This is a genomic window from Synechococcus sp. SynAce01 (assembly GCF_001885215.1).
GTDB classification, from domain to species: Bacteria; Cyanobacteriota; Cyanobacteriia; order PCC-6307; family Cyanobiaceae; genus Regnicoccus; species Regnicoccus frigidus.
This window is the reverse complement of sequence record NZ_CP018091.1, coordinates 1,333,716-1,352,611: the sequence shown is the minus strand read 5'-3', so window position 1 is coordinate 1,352,611 and position 18,896 is coordinate 1,333,716. Positions and strand designations below refer to the sequence as shown.

The 18,896-nt window shown below is 66.5% G+C and carries 18 protein-coding genes, 1 tRNA gene, 1 other RNA gene and 1 pseudogene; 11 read left to right on the top strand and 10 right to left on the bottom strand.

What is annotated here, in order from left to right; genetic code table 11:
• Position 1 precedes the first annotated feature (1 nt).
• From BM449_RS07115 to selD, 3 genes are all read left to right on the top strand, one after another.
• The gene (locus BM449_RS07115) at positions 2-2,167 is read left to right on the top strand and encodes a transglutaminase family protein (RefSeq protein ID WP_071800655.1); all 2,166 of its coding nucleotides are present in this window, start codon (positions 2-4) and stop codon (positions 2,165-2,167) included.
• 191 nt (positions 2,168-2,358) lie between these two features.
• A complete protein-coding gene (galE, locus tag BM449_RS07110) occupies positions 2,359-3,387 on the top strand; it encodes a UDP-glucose 4-epimerase GalE (RefSeq protein WP_071800654.1) in 1,029 nt (342 codons plus the stop codon).
• On the top strand, positions 3,384-5,591 hold the full coding sequence (gene selD / locus BM449_RS07105) for a selenide, water dikinase SelD (protein ID WP_071800653.1): 2,208 nt from the start codon (positions 3,384-3,386) through the stop codon (positions 5,589-5,591). The genes galE and selD overlap by 4 nt, the downstream gene beginning before the upstream one ends.
• Here the strand turns inward: selD and BM449_RS07100 are convergent.
• On the bottom strand, positions 5,535-7,061 hold the full coding sequence (locus BM449_RS07100; RefSeq protein WP_071800652.1) for a mannose-1-phosphate guanylyltransferase/mannose-6-phosphate isomerase: 1,527 nt from the start codon (positions 7,059-7,061) through the stop codon (positions 5,535-5,537). The two genes, selD and BM449_RS07100, sit on opposite strands and share 57 nt — an antisense overlap.
• A gap of 63 nt (positions 7,062-7,124) precedes the next feature.
• The gene (rimM, locus tag BM449_RS07095; RefSeq protein WP_071802062.1) at positions 7,125-7,757 is read right to left on the bottom strand and encodes a ribosome maturation factor RimM; all 633 of its coding nucleotides are present in this window, start codon (positions 7,755-7,757) and stop codon (positions 7,125-7,127) included.
• A gap of 111 nt (positions 7,758-7,868) precedes the next feature.
• On the opposite strand from rimM, the gene BM449_RS07090 reads away from it, so the two are divergent.
• Positions 7,869-8,054 (top strand): NAD(P)H dehydrogenase subunit NdhS, encoded by a 186-nt coding sequence (locus tag BM449_RS07090; protein ID WP_071800651.1) that lies wholly within the window; start codon positions 7,869-7,871, stop codon positions 8,052-8,054.
• Here BM449_RS07090 and rnc read toward each other — a convergent pair.
• On the bottom strand, positions 8,045-8,788 hold the full coding sequence (gene rnc / locus BM449_RS07085) for a ribonuclease III (RefSeq protein WP_071800650.1): 744 nt from the start codon (positions 8,786-8,788) through the stop codon (positions 8,045-8,047). The genes BM449_RS07090 and rnc overlap by 10 nt on opposite strands.
• 26 nt (positions 8,789-8,814) lie before the next feature.
• Positions 8,815-9,224: RNase P RNA component class A (gene rnpB, locus BM449_RS07080), an RNA gene on the bottom strand.
• 125 nt (positions 9,225-9,349) lie between these two features.
• Between rnpB and BM449_RS07075 the strand changes: the two genes are divergently transcribed.
• Positions 9,350-9,423 (top strand) — tRNA-Arg (locus BM449_RS07075).
• Between the two features lie 169 nt (positions 9,424-9,592).
• Here the strand turns inward: BM449_RS07075 and BM449_RS07070 are convergent.
• On the bottom strand, positions 9,593-10,765 hold the full coding sequence (locus tag BM449_RS07070) for a Fic family protein (protein ID WP_071800649.1): 1,173 nt from the start codon (positions 10,763-10,765) through the stop codon (positions 9,593-9,595).
• A gap of 162 nt (positions 10,766-10,927) precedes the next feature.
• On the opposite strand from BM449_RS07070, the gene vapB reads away from it, so the two are divergent.
• The 3 genes and pseudogenes from vapB to BM449_RS14665 form a co-directional block, all read left to right on the top strand.
• Positions 10,928-11,161, top strand: coding sequence for a type II toxin-antitoxin system VapB family antitoxin (vapB, locus tag BM449_RS07065; RefSeq protein ID WP_071800648.1), 234 nt, complete (start codon positions 10,928-10,930; stop codon positions 11,159-11,161).
• The gene (locus BM449_RS07060) at positions 11,158-11,586 is read left to right on the top strand and encodes a type II toxin-antitoxin system VapC family toxin (protein ID WP_071800647.1); all 429 of its coding nucleotides are present in this window, start codon (positions 11,158-11,160) and stop codon (positions 11,584-11,586) included. The genes vapB and BM449_RS07060 overlap by 4 nt, the downstream gene beginning before the upstream one ends.
• A 239-nt stretch (positions 11,587-11,825) precedes the next feature.
• A pseudogene (locus tag BM449_RS14665) lies at positions 11,826-12,115 on the top strand (IS1595 family transposase); the annotation flags it as partial.
• A 133-nt stretch (positions 12,116-12,248) separates the two neighbouring features.
• Here the strand turns inward: BM449_RS14665 and BM449_RS14975 are convergent.
• Positions 12,249-12,452: a hypothetical protein gene (locus BM449_RS14975; RefSeq protein WP_145536879.1), complete on the bottom strand. Its 204-nt coding sequence runs from the start codon at positions 12,450-12,452 to the stop codon at positions 12,249-12,251.
• On the opposite strand from BM449_RS14975, the gene BM449_RS07050 reads away from it, so the two are divergent.
• The gene (locus tag BM449_RS07050) at positions 12,451-13,977 is read left to right on the top strand and encodes a hypothetical protein (RefSeq protein ID WP_071802061.1); all 1,527 of its coding nucleotides are present in this window, start codon (positions 12,451-12,453) and stop codon (positions 13,975-13,977) included. The genes BM449_RS14975 and BM449_RS07050 overlap by 2 nt on opposite strands.
• On the opposite strand, the gene BM449_RS07045 is transcribed toward BM449_RS07050, so the two are convergent.
• The 4 genes from BM449_RS07045 to BM449_RS07030 form a co-directional block, all read right to left on the bottom strand.
• Complete coding sequence (locus BM449_RS07045) at positions 13,961-15,076, bottom strand: alpha/beta hydrolase (protein ID WP_071800645.1); 1,116 nt, start codon at positions 15,074-15,076, stop codon at positions 13,961-13,963. The genes BM449_RS07050 and BM449_RS07045 overlap by 17 nt on opposite strands.
• On the bottom strand, positions 15,069-15,557 hold the full coding sequence (locus tag BM449_RS07040; protein ID WP_071800644.1) for a hypothetical protein: 489 nt from the start codon (positions 15,555-15,557) through the stop codon (positions 15,069-15,071). The genes BM449_RS07045 and BM449_RS07040 overlap by 8 nt, the downstream gene beginning before the upstream one ends.
• Positions 15,554-16,012: a GNAT family N-acetyltransferase gene (locus tag BM449_RS07035; RefSeq protein ID WP_071800643.1), complete on the bottom strand. Its 459-nt coding sequence runs from the start codon at positions 16,010-16,012 to the stop codon at positions 15,554-15,556. Before BM449_RS07035 ends, BM449_RS07040 begins: the two co-directional genes overlap by 4 nt.
• Before the next feature lie 130 nt (positions 16,013-16,142).
• Positions 16,143-17,444 carry a nucleoside transporter C-terminal domain-containing protein gene (locus BM449_RS07030; protein WP_071800642.1) on the bottom strand — a complete coding sequence of 434 codons (1,302 nt, stop codon included), beginning with the start codon at positions 17,442-17,444 and terminating at the stop codon, positions 16,143-16,145.
• A 195-nt stretch (positions 17,445-17,639) separates the two neighbouring features.
• On the opposite strand from BM449_RS07030, the gene BM449_RS07025 reads away from it, so the two are divergent.
• Both BM449_RS07025 and BM449_RS07020 read left to right on the top strand, forming a co-directional pair.
• A complete protein-coding gene (locus BM449_RS07025; RefSeq protein ID WP_071800641.1) occupies positions 17,640-17,906 on the top strand; it encodes a ribbon-helix-helix protein, CopG family in 267 nt (88 codons plus the stop codon).
• On the top strand, positions 17,906-18,334 hold the full coding sequence (locus tag BM449_RS07020) for a PIN domain-containing protein (RefSeq protein ID WP_071800640.1): 429 nt from the start codon (positions 17,906-17,908) through the stop codon (positions 18,332-18,334). Before BM449_RS07025 ends, BM449_RS07020 begins: the two co-directional genes overlap by 1 nt.
• Positions 18,335-18,896: the final 562 nt, after the last annotated feature.

Genomic DNA, 18,896 nt, shown 5'->3' with positions numbered 1-18,896 from the left:
GATGCTGATCACCGAACTGGCGCCGTCGATGGCCAAGACCGGGGACTGGATGGAAGCAACCGCTGCTGCCGCCGAGGTCCGGCTGCAGGCGGCCGGCATCAGCCTCACCCTCGGCGGTGAGCCCACCTATGTGCCCTTTGAGCCGACAGGCGCCGAATGGACGGTGGCAGCCGATGGGCCGACCAAACTCACCTACGCCCGCGCCCTGGCCCAGGAGCTGCGTCTCAGGGTCTGGCCTGGCAGCACCTTGATGTATTGCCCGGGCAAGCGTTACGACGGCGAAGTCAATCCGCGCTGGGCGTTGCGGCTGATCACCGGGCCCGACGCCACGCCAGTGGTGCACTGGCCCCAGGATGCCGATCCCGCCTCCTCCCCGGCCAAGGGACGACCGAAGAAGCTCAAGAAGGCCAAACCCCTGCCTGCCAAGCAGGCCGAGGCCTTTCTCGAGGCGATCGGTACGGCCCTGGGCTGCCGCCTGCACCCGCTCAAGCTGCGCGATCCCCTCGCCGCTGACAGCCGGGTCTGGGCCGCGGCGCTCTGCCACATCAGCGAACCGGAGGATCCGGCCGAGGCCGCTGAGCCGCCCGGCTGGCAGGCGGCCCGCTGGCCCCTGGCCAAGGAGCTGCGCAACCTGTTGATGGCCACGGGGCCCGCCGGCCTGCGCCTGCCGCTCCAATCCTTCCCGGAGGGCGTGCTGCGCCAGGTGCTCACCCTGGAGATCACAGCCGATGGCTGGACCCTGTTCCTCCCTCCCCTGGCCCGCCAGCCGCTGCAACAACTGCTGGAGGTGATCGCCACGGCCAGTGCCGGCTGGAGTCGGCCGGAGCTGAGCGGCGTCTTGCCGATCGACATGGACGGCCACTGGCAGGTGCTCGGCCTGACGGCCGATCCCGGTGTGCTGGAGGTGAACCTGCCGGTCTGCCACAGCTGGGGCGAGTACGCCGGCTGGATCCACACCCTCGATACCGTCGGCGCGCTGGTTGGACTGCGTTCCTGGAAGCGCAACGGCAACTCGATCGAGGGCACCGGCGGTGGCAATCACCTGCTCTGGGGCGGACCAAGCCTGGAGCAGAACCCATTCTTCGGCAGGCCCGCCTGGCTGATTGGAATCCTGCGGTTCTGGCAGCACCACCCCAGCCTGTCCTATCTGTTCGGCAACCGTTCGGTCGGTCCGGCCTCGCAGTCACCCCGGCTCGATGAAGGCAGCGCCAGCCGCCTCGATCTGACCCTGGCCCACACCGCAATCGAAGCGCTGCCGGAGGGCGATCAACGCCAACTGATCAGCGAAACCCTGCGCCACATCCACGCCGATCGCAGCGGCAACACCCACCGCAGTGAAATCAGCTTCGACAAATTCTGGAATCCCGCCTGGGGCGGCGGCTGCCAGGGCCTGATCGAATTCCGGGCGATCGAAAGCCTGCCGCAGCCGCAATGGACCGCCACGATCGCCCTGCTCTGGACCGCGCTGGCGGCCCACCTGCTGGAGCCCAGCCATCGTCCAAGCGGTCTGGAGCCGTTCGGTGAGCGGCTCCACGACGAATTCCTTCTCCCCGCCGCCCTCTGGAGTGACCTTGAAGGCCTGATTGCCCGCCTCGGCGGCGATGGACTGCCGCTTGAGACGGCTCCGTTCCGCCAGATCTGGGAGTGGCGCTTTCCGCTGTTGCTCGATTGGCAGCGCGACGGAGCCAGCCTGGAGATCCGCCGGGCCCTGGAGCCCTGGCCCCTGCTCTGCGACACCCCGGTGGAGGGCGGCAGCACGAGCCGCTTCGTGGACAGTTCGCTGCAGCGCCTGGAAATCAAGGCCAATGCAGCGTTTCTCGCCAACCACCGCCTGCGCCTCAACGGCCGGGTGCTGCCCCTCGGCGACGGCTGGCTGGGGCTGCGCTACCGGCACAGCAGCCTCTACCCCTCGCTGCATCCCTGCATTGAGCCCCACCTGCCCCTGCAGTTGGCCATTGAAGGCAACCCAGACCTGCAGGATCTCCCAGCGCGCTTCGTGCTCGATGGCACGGGCGAGGCAGGGGATGCTTTTCAGCCGTTGAGCCCTTCGCAGGAAGCGGCCGCGGCAGAAAGCAGTGAAGAGGCAGCGCCCCCCTGGGCCAGCGATGCAGCGGACTGGCCGGAGCCAGCTGGAGGCTGCCGGACGCTCGATCTGCGCCTGGCCTGAACCAGATTGGAGCTTTGGCTTGAACCAGGCTTGAACTTGGCGCAGATGTCCAGCATTGGTTACTTCCTTGGCAAGGATCTGCTGCTTTTTATTAACTGCAAAAATGCTTGATTTATGGCCACGGCTTTAGATAAACAGCAAGGAGATCGGCAATCGCTTGTTAGGCTCAATGGTGTTGTGCCAATCCAGCCATGCCCACCCTGCTGATCACCGGGGGAGCGGGCTTCATCGGCAGTCACACCGCTCTGGTGTTGCTGGAGGCCTGCCACCGGCTGGTGGTGCTGGATGATTTTTCCAACGGCTCTCCCAAAGCGCTGCGCCGGGTGGCCGAGCTGGCCGGCGCAGACGCAGGCGATCGGCTGGAGGTGATCGAGGGGGACATCCGCGATCCCGCAGCCCTGGCGCGGGCCTTCGGCGGCAGCGTGCCGATCGACGCGGTGATTCATTTCGCCGGCCTCAAGGCCGTGGCGGAATCGGTGGCTGATCCGCTCCGTTACTGGGATGTCAATGTCTGCGGCACCCAGCGGCTGCTGATGGCGATGGCGAAGGCGGGCTGCCGCACGATCGTGTTCAGCAGCAGCGCCACCCTCTACGGCCTGCCGGAAACGGTGCCCATCCCGGAAACGGCGCCGCTGCGACCGGTCAATCCCTATGGCCACAGCAAGGCCGCCGCCGAGCGGCTGCTGGCCGATGTGGCGGCCAGCGAAGACGGCTGGCGCATCGCCTGCCTGCGCTATTTCAATCCGGTGGGCTCCCACCCCAGTGGCCGCATCGGCGAAGACCCCGGCGGCCATCCCAACAATCTCTTTCCCTTCCTCACCCAGGTGGCGGTGGGGCGGCGGCCCCATCTCGAGGTCTTCGGCCATGACTGGCCCACCGCCGATGGCACCGGCGTGCGCGACTACATCCACGTGATGGATCTGGCTGAGGGTCACCGCGCCGCCCTCGACGTCCTGCTCGCCGAGGCGCCCCAGCACCTCATCCTCAACCTCGGCAGCGGCCAGGGCCATTCGGTGCTGGAGCTGGTGCACGCCTTTGAGCGGGCCTGCGGTCACCCGATCGCCCACCGACTGGTGGCGCGGCGGCCGGGCGATGTGGCGATCACGGTGGCGGATCCCGCCCTGGCCGGCGAACGCCTCGGCTGGCGCACCCAGCGCGGACTCGATGACATCTGCCGCGATGGCTGGGCCTGGCAGCGGGCCAATCCCGCCGGCTATTGAGGTCCACCACCCCGCCCACCCACCACCTGGTGCTGGCCGGGGGTGGTCACAGCCACGCCCTGGTGTTGCGCACCTGGGCCATGGCCAGAGCCAGGGGTAACAGCAGAAGCGGCCCTCCTGCCCACGCCCTGATCACCCTGGTGAGCCGCAGCAGCAGCGCCCTCTACAGCGGCATGGTGCCTGGCCTGATCGCCGGGCTCTATGCCCGGGAGGCCTGCAGCATTGATCTGCGCCGGCTCTGCGCACAGGCGGGGGTGAGCTTCGTCTGCGCCGAGATCACCGGCCTGGACCTGACGAGGCAGGAGCTGCAGCTGGCGGGACGCCCCCCCTTGCGCTGGGACCGACTCAGCCTTGATGTCGGGGCTGTGAGCGCCCCTGCCCCGGCGCGCTGCGGAGGCGACGGCAGAGGCGACGGCTGTGGCCGGGACATCGCCATCAAGCCGTTGGAGCCCTTTCTGGGCTGGTGTGACGCCCAGGATTCCAGCTCCGCCGCGTTGGCGGTACTGGGGGGAGGGGCGGCCGGGCTGGAGGTGGCCCTCGCCCTGCGCAGGCGCTTCGGCCCGGGGCGGTCGTTGGCGATCGAGCCGCGGCCCACGGGCCTGCAGCTGGGCTCAGCGGCAGCGAACCGTTGCGGCGAAAGGCTGCTGGCCGCCGCGGGCATCCGCATCGGAGCCGCCGAGCCCGAAACCCAGCGGGTGCTCTGCACGGGCAGCCGGGCACCGGCCTGGCTGGCGGCCGCCGGTCTGGCCACCGATCCGGCCAGCGGCCGCGTGTGGACCGAATCCAGCCTGCAGGTGGAGGGCCAAACGGCGATTTTCGCCAGCGGCGACTGCGGCCTGATCCGAACGGCACCGCGCCCGCCCAGCGGGGTGTGGGCGGTGCGCGCCGCACCCGTGCTGGCGACCAATCTGCGCCGCAGCTTGAGCCCGGCTGGCACGCCTCTGCGCCGCTGGCGTCCCCAGCGGCAGGCTTTGCGGCTGCTCGGCGCCGGCCCTGGAAATACGGCAGGACACAAGGCCGCTCAACCCAGGGCGGTCGCGTTCTGGGGGCCCCTGGCCGTGGGCCCGAGCCGCTGGCTGTGGCGCTGGAAAGCACACCTCGATCAGCGCTTCATGGACGGCTTCGAAGACGTGGCGGCAATGGGCCAGGCCGGCCAGTCGGCTATCGCCATGCCCTGCCGAGGCTGTGCGGCCAAATTGCCGGCCGCGCCCCTCTCGCGTGCCCTGGCGCGGCTGGCCGGCCTGGCCGGAGGCCAGTCAGGCGGGATCGCAACCGCACAAACCGCCGAAGACGCGGTGATCATCGCGGCCGCAGCCGATGGCTCCCGGCTGCTGCAGAGCCTCGATGGCTTCCCCGCCCTGGTGGACGATCCCTGGCTGAATGGCCGCCTCACCACCCTGCATGCCTGCTCGGACCTCTGGGCCTGCGGCGGCCGGGTGGAGAGTGCCCAGGCCCTGGTGACCCTGCCCCGAGCGGCCGATTCACTCCAGGAAGACCTGCTGCTGCAGACCCTGGCCGGGGTGCGCTCGGTGCTCGACGACCTTGGCGCCGAGCTGCTGGGCGGCCACACCCTGCAGCAGCTACAGGCTGGCGAAGGGCTGAGTCTGGCCCTCTGCGTCAACGGCAGCACCCCGGCCTGCCGCTTCTGGGCCAAGGGCGGCCTCCGGGCCGGCGATGCCCTGATCCTCACGCGACCGATCGGCACGGGAGTGCTGTTCGCCGCGGCCATGGCCGGCGGCGCCGGCGCCAGCTGGATCGATCAGGCCCTGACCGTGATGCAGCAGAGCCAGGCGGTGCTGGTGGAGCAGCTGGCCGCCCACGGCTGCACGGCCTGCACCGACATCACCGGTTTCGGGCTGCTGGGCCACCTGGGCGAAATGCTCGCCGCCGGGGAGCTGACCGTTGAGCTCGATGGGGAGGCGATTGCGGTCCTGCCAGGTGTCTGGGCGCTGCTGGCCGATGGCTTCTCCAGCAGCCTGGCGCCATCCAACCGGCAGGCGCTGGGATGGCTGGAGTGCGGGCTGGTGCGGTTCAGACCGCCAGCACAACAGCCGGAGCTGCTCAAAGAGCTGCTGATCGATCCCCAGACCTGCGGCCCGTTGCTGGCGGCCTTGCCAGCCGAGCGGGCCGCCGCCGCGCTAGGGGAGCTAAGGGCCAGTGGCTTCGAGCAGGCCGCTGTGATCGGCCGGGTGCTGGCGCGCTGAGCTGGCCTGGACGTCGCTGCGGCCATAGCGATCTTCAAAACGGACGATGTCGTCTTCGCCAAGATAGGGGCCGCTCTGCACCTCGATCAGCTCCACCGGGATCTTGCCTGGGTTGGACAGGCGATGCCTGGAGCCAAGCGGGATGTAGGTGCTTTCGTTCTCGCCCACCAACTCCTCGACCCCGTCCTTTTCAACTACGGCCGTGCCCTTGACCACTACCCAGTGCTCGGCGCGGTGATGGTGCATCTGCAGCGACAGGCAGGCCCCAGGTTTCACCAGGATCTTCTTCACCTGCCAGCGCTCCCCTTCGACCACGCCGTCGTAGTGGCCCCAGGGCCGGTAGATGCGGCGGTGGGCCTTGCCTTCAGAGGCACCGGCGGCTTCAAGCTGGCGAACGATCGTCTTGACCTCCTGGGCCCGGTCGCGGTGGGCAACGAGCACGGCGTCATCGGTTTCGATCACCACCAGATCATCGACGCCGAGGCCCACCACCAGGCGATGCTCGCTGCGCAGGTAACAGTTGCGGCTGCCCTCGCTGATCACCCGCCCCCGCAAGACGTTGCCGGCGGAATCCTGATCGGCGGTTTCCCAGAGCGCTTTCCAGCTGCCCACATCGCTCCAGCCCGCCTCCAGGGGCAACACAGACCCCAGCAGGGTGCGCTCCATCACCGCCACATCGATCGCCACGTTGGCGCAGCGCGCAAAGGCCTCGCGCTCCAGCCGCAGAAACTCGAGATCGGCGCTGTCGTGATCGAGGGCGGCGCGGCAACTGCTGACCAGCTCAGGAGAGAGCCGTTCAAGCTCAGCCAGGATGGCGCTGGCCCGAAACAAGAACATGCCGCTGTTCCAGGTGAAGCGGCCGGTGGAGAGGAACTGCTCGGCCGTGGCGGCATCGGGTTTCTCAACAAAGCGGGCGATCGGCACCGGCGGCGGGATGGCCCCGGAGTCGGCGAGCCGGGCTGGCAACGGCTCGACCGCCTCGATGTAGCCGTAGCCGGTTTCAGGGGCGGTGGGCACGATGCCGAAGGTGACCAGCTGGCCGGCTTCGGCGGCGGCGCGGCCGGCTTCGACGGTGGCGCGAAAACGGGCAGCGTCGCGGATCACGTGGTCGGCGGCGAGCACGAGCAACAGGGGGTCGTCGCCAAAGGCCGTGGCATGGAGGGCCGCCACCGCGATCGCCGGAGCCGTGTTGCGGCCGATCGGCTCCAGCAGGATGGCGGCGGGATCCACACCGATCTGCCGCATCTGCTCAGCGACGATGAAGCGGTGATCCTCGTTGCAGATCAGCAACGGGGCGCCCAGATTGGCGAGCCCTTCGAGCCGCTGCTGGGTCTGCTGCAGCAGGGTTTCTTCGCCCAGGCCGGCCAGGGGCCAGTACTGCTTGGGATAGGAGGCGCGTGAGAGCGGCCAGAGGCGGGTACCGGTGCCGCCACAGAGGATGACCGGCACCAGGGAGGCAGCTGGGCTCATGGTCGGAACATCCGCATCGCGCCGAGGTTGATGAAGGCAAAAATAGTCCGGAAATCTCGTTGCTTATTGGTCGAGCAGCCCTGGTGGCGGCGTGATCTCCAGCCAACCCTCGCCGACGTTGACCCGCGGCACGATCGGCAGCACAAACGGGATCAAGACGCGACGGAGCTTGGCGGACGTTTTCGCGGACGTCTTGCCAGAAGTTTTGCCGGCAGCTTGGCCGGAATCCTGGGTTGGCTCTGGGGGCTGCTCGTGGCTCTCGGGGGCGATCAGTTCCACTTCCAAGAGGTCGTTGCCGGCGTGGATCAGGTCGACCACTGTTCCGATCACGGTGCCCTCCGGCGCGAGCCGCACGGCCAGTCCCTGGAGGTCGAGCAGGTGGAATTCACCTTCGGCCAGGGGAGGGCGATCCTCCGCGCTCACCAGCAGGTCATGGTCGACCAGGGCTTCGGCCGCCTCGCGGCTGTGGATGCCCTCAAAGCGCACGATGAACAGCTCCCGGCCAGGCAGCTGACGGCCGCTGAGCAACTGCACCTGCCGCGGCGTTTCGCGCTTGTGGCGCAACCAGCGACGGCCAGGCCGGGTGAACCGTGCCGGGAAATCGGTGCGGGGCAGCATGCGCAGTTCACCCTGCAGGCCCTGGGCCCCGACGACGCGGCCCACCACCAGCCACTCGTCTTCCTCTGAGCCCGCCACTGTGCCTTTCGCTGAGCCCGCCCCTGCGCCCGTCGCCGCTTGATCGCCGCTGTCCATCAACCATTTTCAGCTTCCAGGCTCGATAATGGACGAACCCGATGCATCGATTTGATGGCTGCGTCTGACCTGCCGATCCTGCCGGGCAGCACCGTGACCGTGCGTGACGGCCGCTCGATCTACAACGGCTACCGCGGTTTCGTGCAGCGGATCAGCGGAGCGAGGGCTGCGGTCTTCTTCGAGGGCGGCAACTGGGACAAGCTCGTCACGATTCCGCTCAGCGCCCTCGATCAGGGCTGAGTTGACACCGGCAGCTCGATTCCGGCCAAGGCAGCCCGGGCCGCCTGCTGCTCAGACTCCCGTCGCGATCCCCCCCAGCCCTCGGCCAGGCGCTTGCCTTCGAGTTCCACCCAGCAGTGGAAGCGACGGGGATCGCCATGGAGCTGGCTGCGCTCCTCCACCCGGTAGTTGGGCAGTCCCCGGGCTTCGGCCTGGCTCCATTCCTGCAGGCCCGATTTCCAGTTGTGGCGATGGGGATCGGCGAGCAGTTCGGCGATGCTGCGCTTCCAGTGGGGGGCCAGCCAGCGGTGCACCGCCCGCAGGTTGCCCCAGGCCTCGTAGAGCCCGCCCACCAGAGCTTCGCAGGATTCAGCGCGGATCGTGCGGCTGGCGGCCTGGTCGCCGATGGCCAGTGGCCCCAGGCGCACCACCCGGTCGATGCCGCAGGTTGCGCCCAGTTCCGCCAGCCAGCGATCGGAGACGATCTGGGCGCGCAATTCCGAGCAGGCGCCAACGCTGAGCTCGGGATGGTGCTGCTGGAGATACTCCGAGGCGGCCAGGCGCAGCACGGCATCCCCGAGGAATTCGAGCCGTTCGTGGTTCCAGGCCAGACCAGCCGAGCTGTGGGTGAGGGCCTCCTCGATCGGCGCCAGATCGGGCTCAATCGGCGGGAGCGCGCCTGGCTCGGGCCCAGCCGCTTCGAGCACGCCGATCTCAGCGAGAAAGCTGATCAGCTGGGAGCGCGTTGGGGGCATGCGCAGGCGAGCGGGGCGCGGGAATGGGGTGAAAGCAGGACGTAAGCCGGGTTCTGTTCGGCAGGCCGAAGCCTGCCGGGGCGATCATCTATCTGGGACCGCTGTTACCAACGGCCTCGAGCGGCGCACTTGTGTCGGGACGGGTGTCATGGCCAACCGTTGTCCCTGGGCCTTGCTCCCAGCCGGGGTTTACCGAGCCAGCACCTCTCGATGCTGCTGGTGCGCTCTTACCGCACCCTTGCACCCTTACCTGTGCAGCGGGCGAACCCGGAGCCATCGGCGGTGTGTTTCTGTGGCACTGTCCTCACGGTCGCCCGCACTGGGCGTTACCCAGCAGGCCTGGCCATTGGGGAGCCCGGACTTTCCTCAACCGGACCCAGTCCACCGACCCGCAGGCCAATGTTCCACTCCGATTGCGACCACCTCGCCTGCTTTCAACCCCAGACTTTAGGCCGGGGTGCCAGCCTGCTTCAACGGAAAGGTCGAGAGAGGAAGGAGCAGCCGAGTGTCAACCGCGCGGGCCAGCGGCTGGGAGCGTCCGAGGCTGATAATGACCACCTGGGGGCTGTAGCTCAGCCGGATAGAGCGACGGTTTCCTAAACCGTAGGTCGTGGGTTCGAGTCCCGCCAGCCCCGTGCTTCTAAAGCCCAGTCGCTACAGGGGTTTTCACGTAAGTCAAGGCCGTAAACTCGACTCCCGCCCACCGCCGCCGTTAGGCAAAGAACTAGGCAAATCGGCCCGGATCGACCACCATTAGTCAAATGATTAGGCCAATCCTGTGCCTGCCTTCGACCCCTGGCTGGGTCAAAGCGGCTCCGCGCCCTCGCTGAGGATCGCCAGATAGGCGTCGTAGGCAAAAAGGCGATTGCGCTGGCCGCCGGTGCTTTCCCGCGCGATACCGAGTGCCACCAGTCTTTCCAGGGCTTTGCCCGTGGTGGGAAAGCTCAGGTCACAGGCGGCGCTGAGCTGGCCGATGCTGTTCAGTGCCCGCCGGCAGAGGGCCGCATAAACCTGGCGAACGCTGGGGCCGGATCGCCCCATCCCGCTCAAACGGGCTTCGTCGGAGCAGAATAACGCCAGCAGCCGCTGGGCCGTTGTCACAGCGGCTGTCGCCGTGCTCTCGACGCCCTCCAGGAAGAAATCGATCCAGGCCTCCCAGTCGCCGTTCTGGCGCACGCCATTGAGTAGGTCGTAGTAGCGGCTGCGGTGCTGCTTGAAGAACAAACTGAGATAGAGAAGTGGCAGCTGCAGAACCTCGGCATCGATCAGCATCAACACGATCAGCAGCCGGCCCAGTCGGCCATTGCCGTCGAGGAAGGGGTGGATGGTTTCGAACTGCACATGGGCCAGAGCGGCCCGCACCAGCACAGGCAGGGCATGGGCCCCGCCAGGCGTGCCATGGATGAACTGCTCGAGCTGGCCCATGCAGGCCTCCACCAGGCCAGGTGGCGGAGGCACGAAGTTGGCGTTACCGGGGCGGGTTCCGCCGATCCAGTTCTGGCTACGGCGAAACTCCCCGGGCAGCCGATCGGCCCCGCGACCCCTGGCCAGCAGCCGGGCGTGGATCTCCCGCAGCAAGCGGGAGGAGAGCGGGAAGCCCTCCCGCAGCCGTGCCACGCCGTGCTCAAGCCCCGCCACGTAGCTGGAAACCTCGACCACATCGCCTGTGGGAACGCCGGGGGCCTCCTCCAGCTCAAACAGCAGGAGGTCAGAGAGCGAGGACTGGGTGCCCTCGATCTGGGAGGACAGCAGGGCCTCCCGCCGCACATAGGCGTAGAGAAACAGGGCCTGATCCGGCAGCAGGGCTGAGACCCCGTCCAGGCGCCCGCAAGCCAGCAGCGCCCGCTCATGCAGCGCCTGGAGAGCACCCTCGAGCAGCACGGGTGGATCCGGCGGCAACGGCGCCGGCACAAAGGCTCGAACGGACTCACCAGCCGCGCTGGTGACCTCATAGCGGCCCGCGTCGTCACGCTGCATGGGGCTGCTTCGAGAACCTTGAACAGGCTTGCATTCTATTAAAGAGCAAGGGGCTTACCTTGAATAAGGGCGCCTGTCCGTGTTCACGGCTGGCCCTGTCGCTAGGAGCCAATTTCCAGCCTTGGTATCTATCGTGGGTCACTACCCGATCAGAGCCCTGCCATGGACACTGCCAAGCTCTTTCAATCGGGCCGCAGCCAGGCGGTGCGTCTACCGAAGGAGTACCGCTTCAGCGGTAGCGAGGTGGTGGTGAAGCACTTCGGTAGTGGCGTGCTGCTGCTGCCCATCGACGACCCCTGGCAAACCATGGAGGCCGCGTTGGAGGCCTTCGAGCCTGGCTTTGAGCTCAAGCGCGAGCAACCCGAGATACAGATCCGGGAAGCCTTCAGCCCATGATCTTGCTCGATACCAACATCTGCATTTACATCATCAATGCCAGGCCAGCGTCAGTGCTGGCGCGCTTCAAGCAGTACCGGATGGGCGAGATTGGTCTGTGCAGTGTGGTGGCCGCCGAGTTGGCCTTTGGTGTGGCCAAGAGTGGTTCAGCGCGCAACCGCCAGGCCCTGGAGATGTTTCTAGCCCCTCTCACACTTCAGCCCTTTGATGAGCGCGCCGCCTGGGCCTATGGCGACCTGCGTGCCGAACTGGAACGCCGGGGCACGCCAATCGGCTCTCTCGACACGATGATTGCGGCCCATGCCCTGAGCCAGCAGGCCACGCTGATCACCAACAACAGCCGCGAGTTTGCCCAGGTTCCCGGCCTGCTCCTTGAAAACTGGGTTCCTCTCGATTGGGTCAATGGTGGGGACGGTAGCCATTGATCCTGGTTCGAGCTTGCATCCTCGGCAGGCTGATGCCCGCATCCGTCGATCCAAAGAAAGACCGAACGATCTTTCTGAAGATCCTCACGATGGACGATGAAGGCACTTGCCTACACCAGAAAGGACAAACTTGATGACCCAGCTTGCTCCGCCGGGCCCAGCCAGCGCGGCTAGAGCAGCACACAAATACTGTTCCACTCATGGCTCGAAGCGGTATCCAGTTCCACTAAGACCTTTCCCTGCCTGAGTTCCAGTGCCACTACGGAACGGAGGAGCCGTGTGAGGCGGCGCTGGAGAAAGCCCGCTCACCACCTGGTTCTTGGCGTTCTATCTGATCGGTCAGGCCAAAACGGGGATCTCCTCTCTGGAACTGAGCCGCCACTTAGGCGTCAACGACGACACAGCCTGGCTGCTGCATAAAAAGATCCAGCGGGCCATGAGTGAGCGGGAAGACGCTTACGTGCTGCGGGGAAAGATCCAGATGGATGAGGCCTATCTCAGCGGAGAACTGCCGGGCGGCAAGGCAGGCCCCGTGGGATGCCGGCACCACCTCTCCTTGCAACCGCCAGGTCTTCTGAAATCCTGGCCACGCTCTGCCGGTGCGGCGGGCTCATCCGGCTTCTCACATCAGCTTTAACGGCTTCGCTGTAACGACGCATTGGTCATTTCCTCAAGCCCCCTGGTTCCGGGGCCGGCTGGGCCGTAGGAGCGGGGGGAAGGGATTCATCGAGAACCAGGTCGATTGCGGCGATCCAGAGGAAGAGCCCGCCCAGGCAGGCCAGGGCGGCGAACAGCAGCACCCAGTGACGACGATCCAAAGCGGCAGGACACGGACTGGCGCTGAAATTGGAGCACGGCGCCGCCATGCTGGGAATCCGCTGCGGAGCGCTGGTGGTCGGAGTGTCGCTGGCGTCGTCTTCGCCGCCGGATCCCCTGGCGATTGACCCGGCCTGGCCCTCGCCGGTGCCCCTGCTCGGGCTGGAGCAGGCCCTGGAGCAGACCGTGCTGCGGCGGGGCGTCAGCCGTGAGGACGTTCTCGATCAGCTGGGGCGATCGCTCCGCCACCGCGTCCACCTGCCGCTGCTGTGGATGCTGCCCCAGCGCTGGCGGCTGAGCGCCGCCCAGGTTCCCGCCCGGCTGCGCTCGCTGGCGGAGCTGCTGGAGGGCCAGTTGCTCAGCCCCGCCCTGCTCCATGCCCTGGTGGACGAACTGCCCATCCTGCGAACGGGGCTGGGGCGGGAGCCGTCGGCACTGGAGCGCTGGCGGGCCGAAACGATCCGCTGGGGCGGCGCCACCCTGCCGCTGCCTGGCTCCCTCAGCGAGTTGATGGCCACTGCCTTAACCGCCACCAACGCGGCCACTGACTTCGAAGCCACTGTTTCTGTGGCCACCGTTTCCGGGGATCGTGGTCGCAGCCCCAACCCCCCTGGGGGCCTGCGCCTGCGCAACACCGGCTTGGCATTTCTGCAGAGCGAACCCTGCCGGCGGCGTAACGCCCTGCTGGCCCAGGCCTTCAACCGACTGGCAGCCAACCTGCTCACCGACCAGGCCTGGAGCCTGGAGGGCTGCCGCACGGGACGGTCGTTGATCGCGGCGCTGCAGGCCCAGGGCTGGACGGTGCGGGCCCGTCTGCGCAGCAGCGTCGCCAGCTTCGGGCTGGGTGCCAGCCTGCCGCTGGCCACTGGCGGCTGGGCCCAGGTGCCCCTGGCGTTGCCGCTGCGTACCGGCCTTCTCGATCCGGCCGCTGCGCCACGGCCCAATCGGCCGGAGCAGCGCATCCTCTTGCCCCACAGCAGCCTGGAGCTGGAGCTGGAGCTGGCGTCGTGCCGGCCCGCTGGGGCCGCTCCCCTGCTGCTGCAGTACTACCAGGGAACGGAGGGGCTGTGCGGCTGGGAAGGTCTCAACGATCTGCATCGCCCCTGGCAGAACGACCGCACCAACGGCACGGTGCGGTATCTGGATGCCCCCTTCGAGGGCGAGGAGCTGCTGGAGCTGATCGAGCTCTGCGAGGTGGTGGCCTTGCTCCATAACGGGATCGCCACGCAGCAGAGTCTGAGCCTCGGTGGTTACGGCAGCCTCGGCTTCTGCATCGACAGCACGGCGCTGCTGCAGCAGGCCATGCGCGATCGCTGCTCCCTCTTCCCGATCCTGCTGAGCGGCCTCTGGCGCGAACGGCTGCGTGGCGCCAGCACCCAGGCGCGGGCAATGGCCGGCACAGGAGGCCGCTGGAGCGACGGCCACGCACGGGCCCTGGCGCGCCATGACCGTGCCCTGGGCAGCCTGCCGCTCGACCTCTCGATCCACGGGGAGGCGGCCATCGGCGGAGCCAGCGCGCGGATCGGTAGCAGTGCGCCCCTCTCCAGCCCCTTTCTGCTCAGGCCGGGCGGCTGAGCAGGTCGAGCAGGCAGCGGGCCAGGGAAGAGCGGAAGCGATCGGAGAACGGCCCGTACTCGCCGTTGTGGCCCATGCCCCGCAGCATCCGTTGCGACACCTGACCCCGCCGCCGGGCCTGGTTCCAGCGAGAGAGCGGCAGCAAGTCCAGGCGGCCGGGGTAGGCGAGCCGGCCAAAGGCGGCCACCGGATCACGGCTGCCCACCACCATCTCAATGGACTCCACATGCTCAAGCTGCTGGTTGCCGCTGAACACCCCGCAGAAGGCGAGGATGCGGATCGGGCTGCGGCTGAGCTGGTGGAGATAGTCGGCCACGCCCATCGCCATCTCGCCGCCACCGCTGTAGCCCAGCAGCACCAGCTGCTGCTGCTGCCCGATTACGAAGCCAAGCGGCAGCAGGCTGTGGACGATCTTCAGCGCCAGCAGGTAATTGGCGATAGGTCCGTAGCGCCGATCAGAGGAGATGCCCACCTTGATCACGTTGTTGGCCTGCACCAGGAAGGCGGCGAGAAAGCGGATCCAGGCCAGGGGGTGCTCCTCCTGCAGGGCAAACAGCCGGCGCCACAGCCAGGCACTGCCACGATCGTCTGCCAGCTTCACCGGCAGCACGGTGTACGACTCCATCCCCTTCAACAGCACCGTGCCCGGATCGAGGCCCCGCTCGATCTCCTCCAGCAGGCGCAGCACCCGCGGTGGATGGTCGCGCTCCACCTGGTGGATGCCATCGAGATACACCAGGAAGCGCGTTGGTGCAGCCGAGGGTGGCGAGGGGGCAGATCGAAACAGGTCGGCGGGTCTGGGCAGGCCCGTGAGCCAGCCTTCCCAGAAGGCGTATTGGCCGATCAGCGAATAGATGCCTGCGGTGGGGATCAGCAGCAGTAGCAGGGCTGCAACCACGCTGATCAGCAGACGCAGGTCGGGCCCGCTGAACACCGAGCCGAGCACCGGCAACAGAACGCCGAGGCTGAGCGACACCCAGATCGCCACGGCGAGCAGCACCACCACCAGACCCCGCAGGCCAAGGCGATGGCTGCGCAGCAGGCCACGGAACGCGGCGGAGGAGTTGGTGGTGGCAGTGGAAGGGCCAGGCTCAGCCATCGAGATCGGCGATCAGGCGGCGGTAGCCGGCGTTCCAGCTCTGGCGGAACAGGATCGCCACCACCACCAGGCCGAGCACATAGCCCGGTGTGGCGAGTAGCAGCGCTTCTTGATAGGGAACTGCGAACAAGTTGTGCAACAGCAGGATCACGTTGAGCTGGATCAGGGCCCAGATGGCCACGGCGATGAGATCACCGATGAACGGCGCCGCGGCAAGCACATAGAAGAGGCCAGGCCAGAGGGCGGGCACCATGGCGTTCACAAAGGTGCTGGGCGGCACCGGCTGGCTACCGAACGCCGCCAGCAGCAGCATGTCCAGCAGGCAGACGATCAACAGCGCCAACGCCAGCAGCAGGGCAGTGAGCACCAGCTGAAGCGCGATCTGGCGGGGGGTGAGCCGATTGGCCAGCAGCGCGAACACCTGCGACAAAGAGATCGACAGCCCCACCAGCGGGATCAGCCCCAGCCCGAGATGGGTCATTGTGCGGCAGGCGGCATGGAGGCGGGCTTGTAGGCGTCTGGGTCGAACTTCTGCATGATCATGCCGGAGTCGTCGAAGGCGTTGAAGCCATAGCGGGCGTAGAGGGTTTTGGCATCCTCGGTGGCCAGCATCCAACGGCGAAACCCCTGCAGCTCGGGGTGGGAGAACACGCAGCTGACCAGCCATTTGCCCAGACCCTGGCCCCGATGCTCCGGCAGCACAAACACATCGGTGAGATAGCCGAAGGTGGAGCGATCACTGACCACCCGCGCATAGCCGATCTGATCGGGCCCTCGGAACAGGCTGAAATTCAACGAATGTTGTATGGAAACTTGCACCTGGCTGGTGGTGATCCCGCTGGCCCAATACGACTGACGCAGGAACTCCAGCACCACATCCAATTGAATGCGCTCGGGATCACAGGAGAGCGTGAAGGCCCCTTGTTGCCATTCCATCGGCCCCTGCCTGAATCAGATCCAGCCATCCAAGCATCGGAGCCCCAGCAACGATCTCTGGCCTGTTGGGGAGGCTCATCCCGATGGCTTGAATTGGCGATTGATCAGGTTCTTGTTGTGCACAGGCCGCTCACGTGGCCAGGGAAAATCCGGTGAATCCGCCCAGCAAGCCGGCCATGGCCCCGGTGAGCAAGCAGGCCAGCGTGGAAGCCAGCAGCACGCGCCAGGCGAGGGTTCCCACCACTCCCTTCTGCTCGGGAGCCAGCGCAGACAATCCACCCACAAAAATCCCCAGTGAGGGGAGATGGGCAAAGCCGCAGAGTGCATAGGCGAGGATCACCACCGAGCGGGGATCGCTCCATTCGCCCGCCTGCAGGCTGCCGGCCAGGCTCACAAACGCCGGCACCTCCGTGGCCACCAGCCGCAGGGCCAGCAGTTCCGAGGCTGGTAGCGCGTCGTTGAAGGGCAACCCGATCATCCAGACCAAGGGAAGAAACAGCCAGGCGAGCAGGGATTGCAGCGTGACCTGCGGCTGGCCAAACCAGCCGCCCATCCAGCCGACCCCCGCATTGGCCAGGGCGAGCAGCCCCACGAAGGCGATCAGCACGGCGGTGATGCCCAGCGCCAGCTTGAGGCCGTCGTTGGCGCCCTGCGTGATGGCCTCCACACTGCTGCTGTAGCGCCCCTCGTCCACCAGCTCCGGCAGCAACGGCCGCGATGCGCTGCCTGCCACCGTCTCCGGCCTCCGTGGTGCCGGCACCAGGAGACGCGCCATCATCACCGCCGCCGGGGCACTGAGCAGGTTGGCGGTGATCAGATGGCCGGCAATGCCTGGGAAATAGGGCTGGAGCACACCCACATAGAGCCCCAACATGGTGCTGGCGATGGTGGCCATGCCAGCGGTGAGCACCACGGCCAGCTCATGGGGCTGGGCCGTGGCCAGATAGGGGCGAATCGTGAGCATCGATTCAATTCCCACGAACACATTGCTGGCGGCCGCCGTGGCCTCCACACCTGTGATCCCCAGACTCCGGCGAAAAAAGCGGGCCAGAGTGTGAATCACTCTCTGCATCACCCCCAGGTGATAGAGCAGGGCCGTGAGAGACGCGAAAAAGATCGCAATTGGGAAGGCCTGAAAAGCGAGGATCAAACCCAGGCTGCCCTCTTCTCCCGCAGGAACCGCCAGCGGGCCAAACACAAATTCAGCGCCCGTACGGGCCGGCGCCAGCAGCGCCACCACCGCTCCATTGAGCGAGGAGAACACCACCCGCCCGAATGGCAGCTGGAACAGGAGCAAACCGAGCCCCACCTGCGTAGCCAGGGCCACCCCGATCAGCCGCCAGGGAATCGCCCGCCGATCCTGCGAGAACAACCAGGCCACCAGCAGCAGCAGGGCGATCCCCAGGCTTCCTCGCACGGTTTGCCAGAGCATGGGCCCTTCGCCTTTAGTGCTGGTGCGGCGTCAACTTACGGAGGGAGTGCCGTTCAACGGCTTGGTCTGGGTGATACGGGGATTTTCGGCCAGCTTCAGGTCAAGAACACCTGTCTCGCGTCAAGCCGGTCGACGTCCCAAGCATCGGTACTACAATCAATTACTTCGTCATACGGGTCGTAGTCCCTGCGCACCATGCCGCTCACCGTCCGGCTGGACAACGAAACCGAGCACTGCCTGAAGGAGCTCCTGGCGGAAACCGGCCAGGACAGGAGTTCCCTGATCCGCCAACTGATCCGCGAGTGTTGGCAGCAGCGGCAACCCAGTCCGTCGATCGCGCAGCGGATTGGCGGGCACCCTGAGTCCTTCCTCAATACCCTGCCGCCCGGCAGTGCAGAGCGTGAGCAGCGGCGCCGGCGGCTTGGCCAGACACTCACAGCAAGGCAGGCGGAACGGCGCTGATGCGGCGGATCCTGATTGATTCGGGCATCCTGCTGAGCTATTACCAGCAGCAGGAGCCCCTGCATCAAGCTGTCGTCAGCTTCTTTGACCAGACCGCTGCGCAGCTGATCACCTCACCGATCTGCATCGCCGAGGTGCTCTGGCTGCTGGGGAATCCAGGTGATCCCCGCGTCCTGTCGGCTCAGAACCACCTGCTTGGGGCCGTCAGCCGCGGTGGCATCGAGGCAATCAACCTGCTTCGGGAGGATTACGCCCGCATTGCGGAACTCAATCACCGCTATGCCGATCTACCCGGCGATTTTGCCGATCTCACCTTGGTGACGCTCTCGGAACGGCTGGATGTTGCCGAGATCCTCAGCCTGGACAGCGACTTCGATATCTACCGGCGTTTCCGGCGTGAACCATTCTGCCGCGTTCCGATCGGCTGAGCTCTTGCATCAGCAGGGCAATTCCCAGGCCTCCAGGCACGGCCTGCCAAAGCATCTTCCAGAGCCTGGGACTACCGCATTGGGTGCTGGTGCAGCGTGAACTTACGAAGAGAACGTTGTGCCTGGCATTGGACGCTCTGAGCATCCAGCCATCTGATTGGCCCGATGACACAAACCGGGGAACGATCAGTATCGATGGCGGATCAAGGCAACATCAGCTCCACGTTGAGGGAGCGGCAGATCAGCCGTTGCCACGAGGTGCTCGCCACCTTCGCGGTGGGGCAAGAAGCCAAAGCAGAGGCCAGCCTGTAACCAGCAAGGGGTGACGACCCAGCCTTGCAATGATCAAAACTCGCTAATCGTTAAGAGTTGCCTGTCACCAAGGCATTCCTGTCATCAAAGTGTCGATGTCATCAGAAACAGCTATCTTCAGGGCTCATTGCTCCATTTTCAATGAAAACTCTCCGGCCATCTCACTGCTGGCCCAGCAGCATTGATGCGCTGGCGCCTCTGCCCGCAAATCTTCATTCACAGACGAAGACAACCTGGGCGGATCCACCAC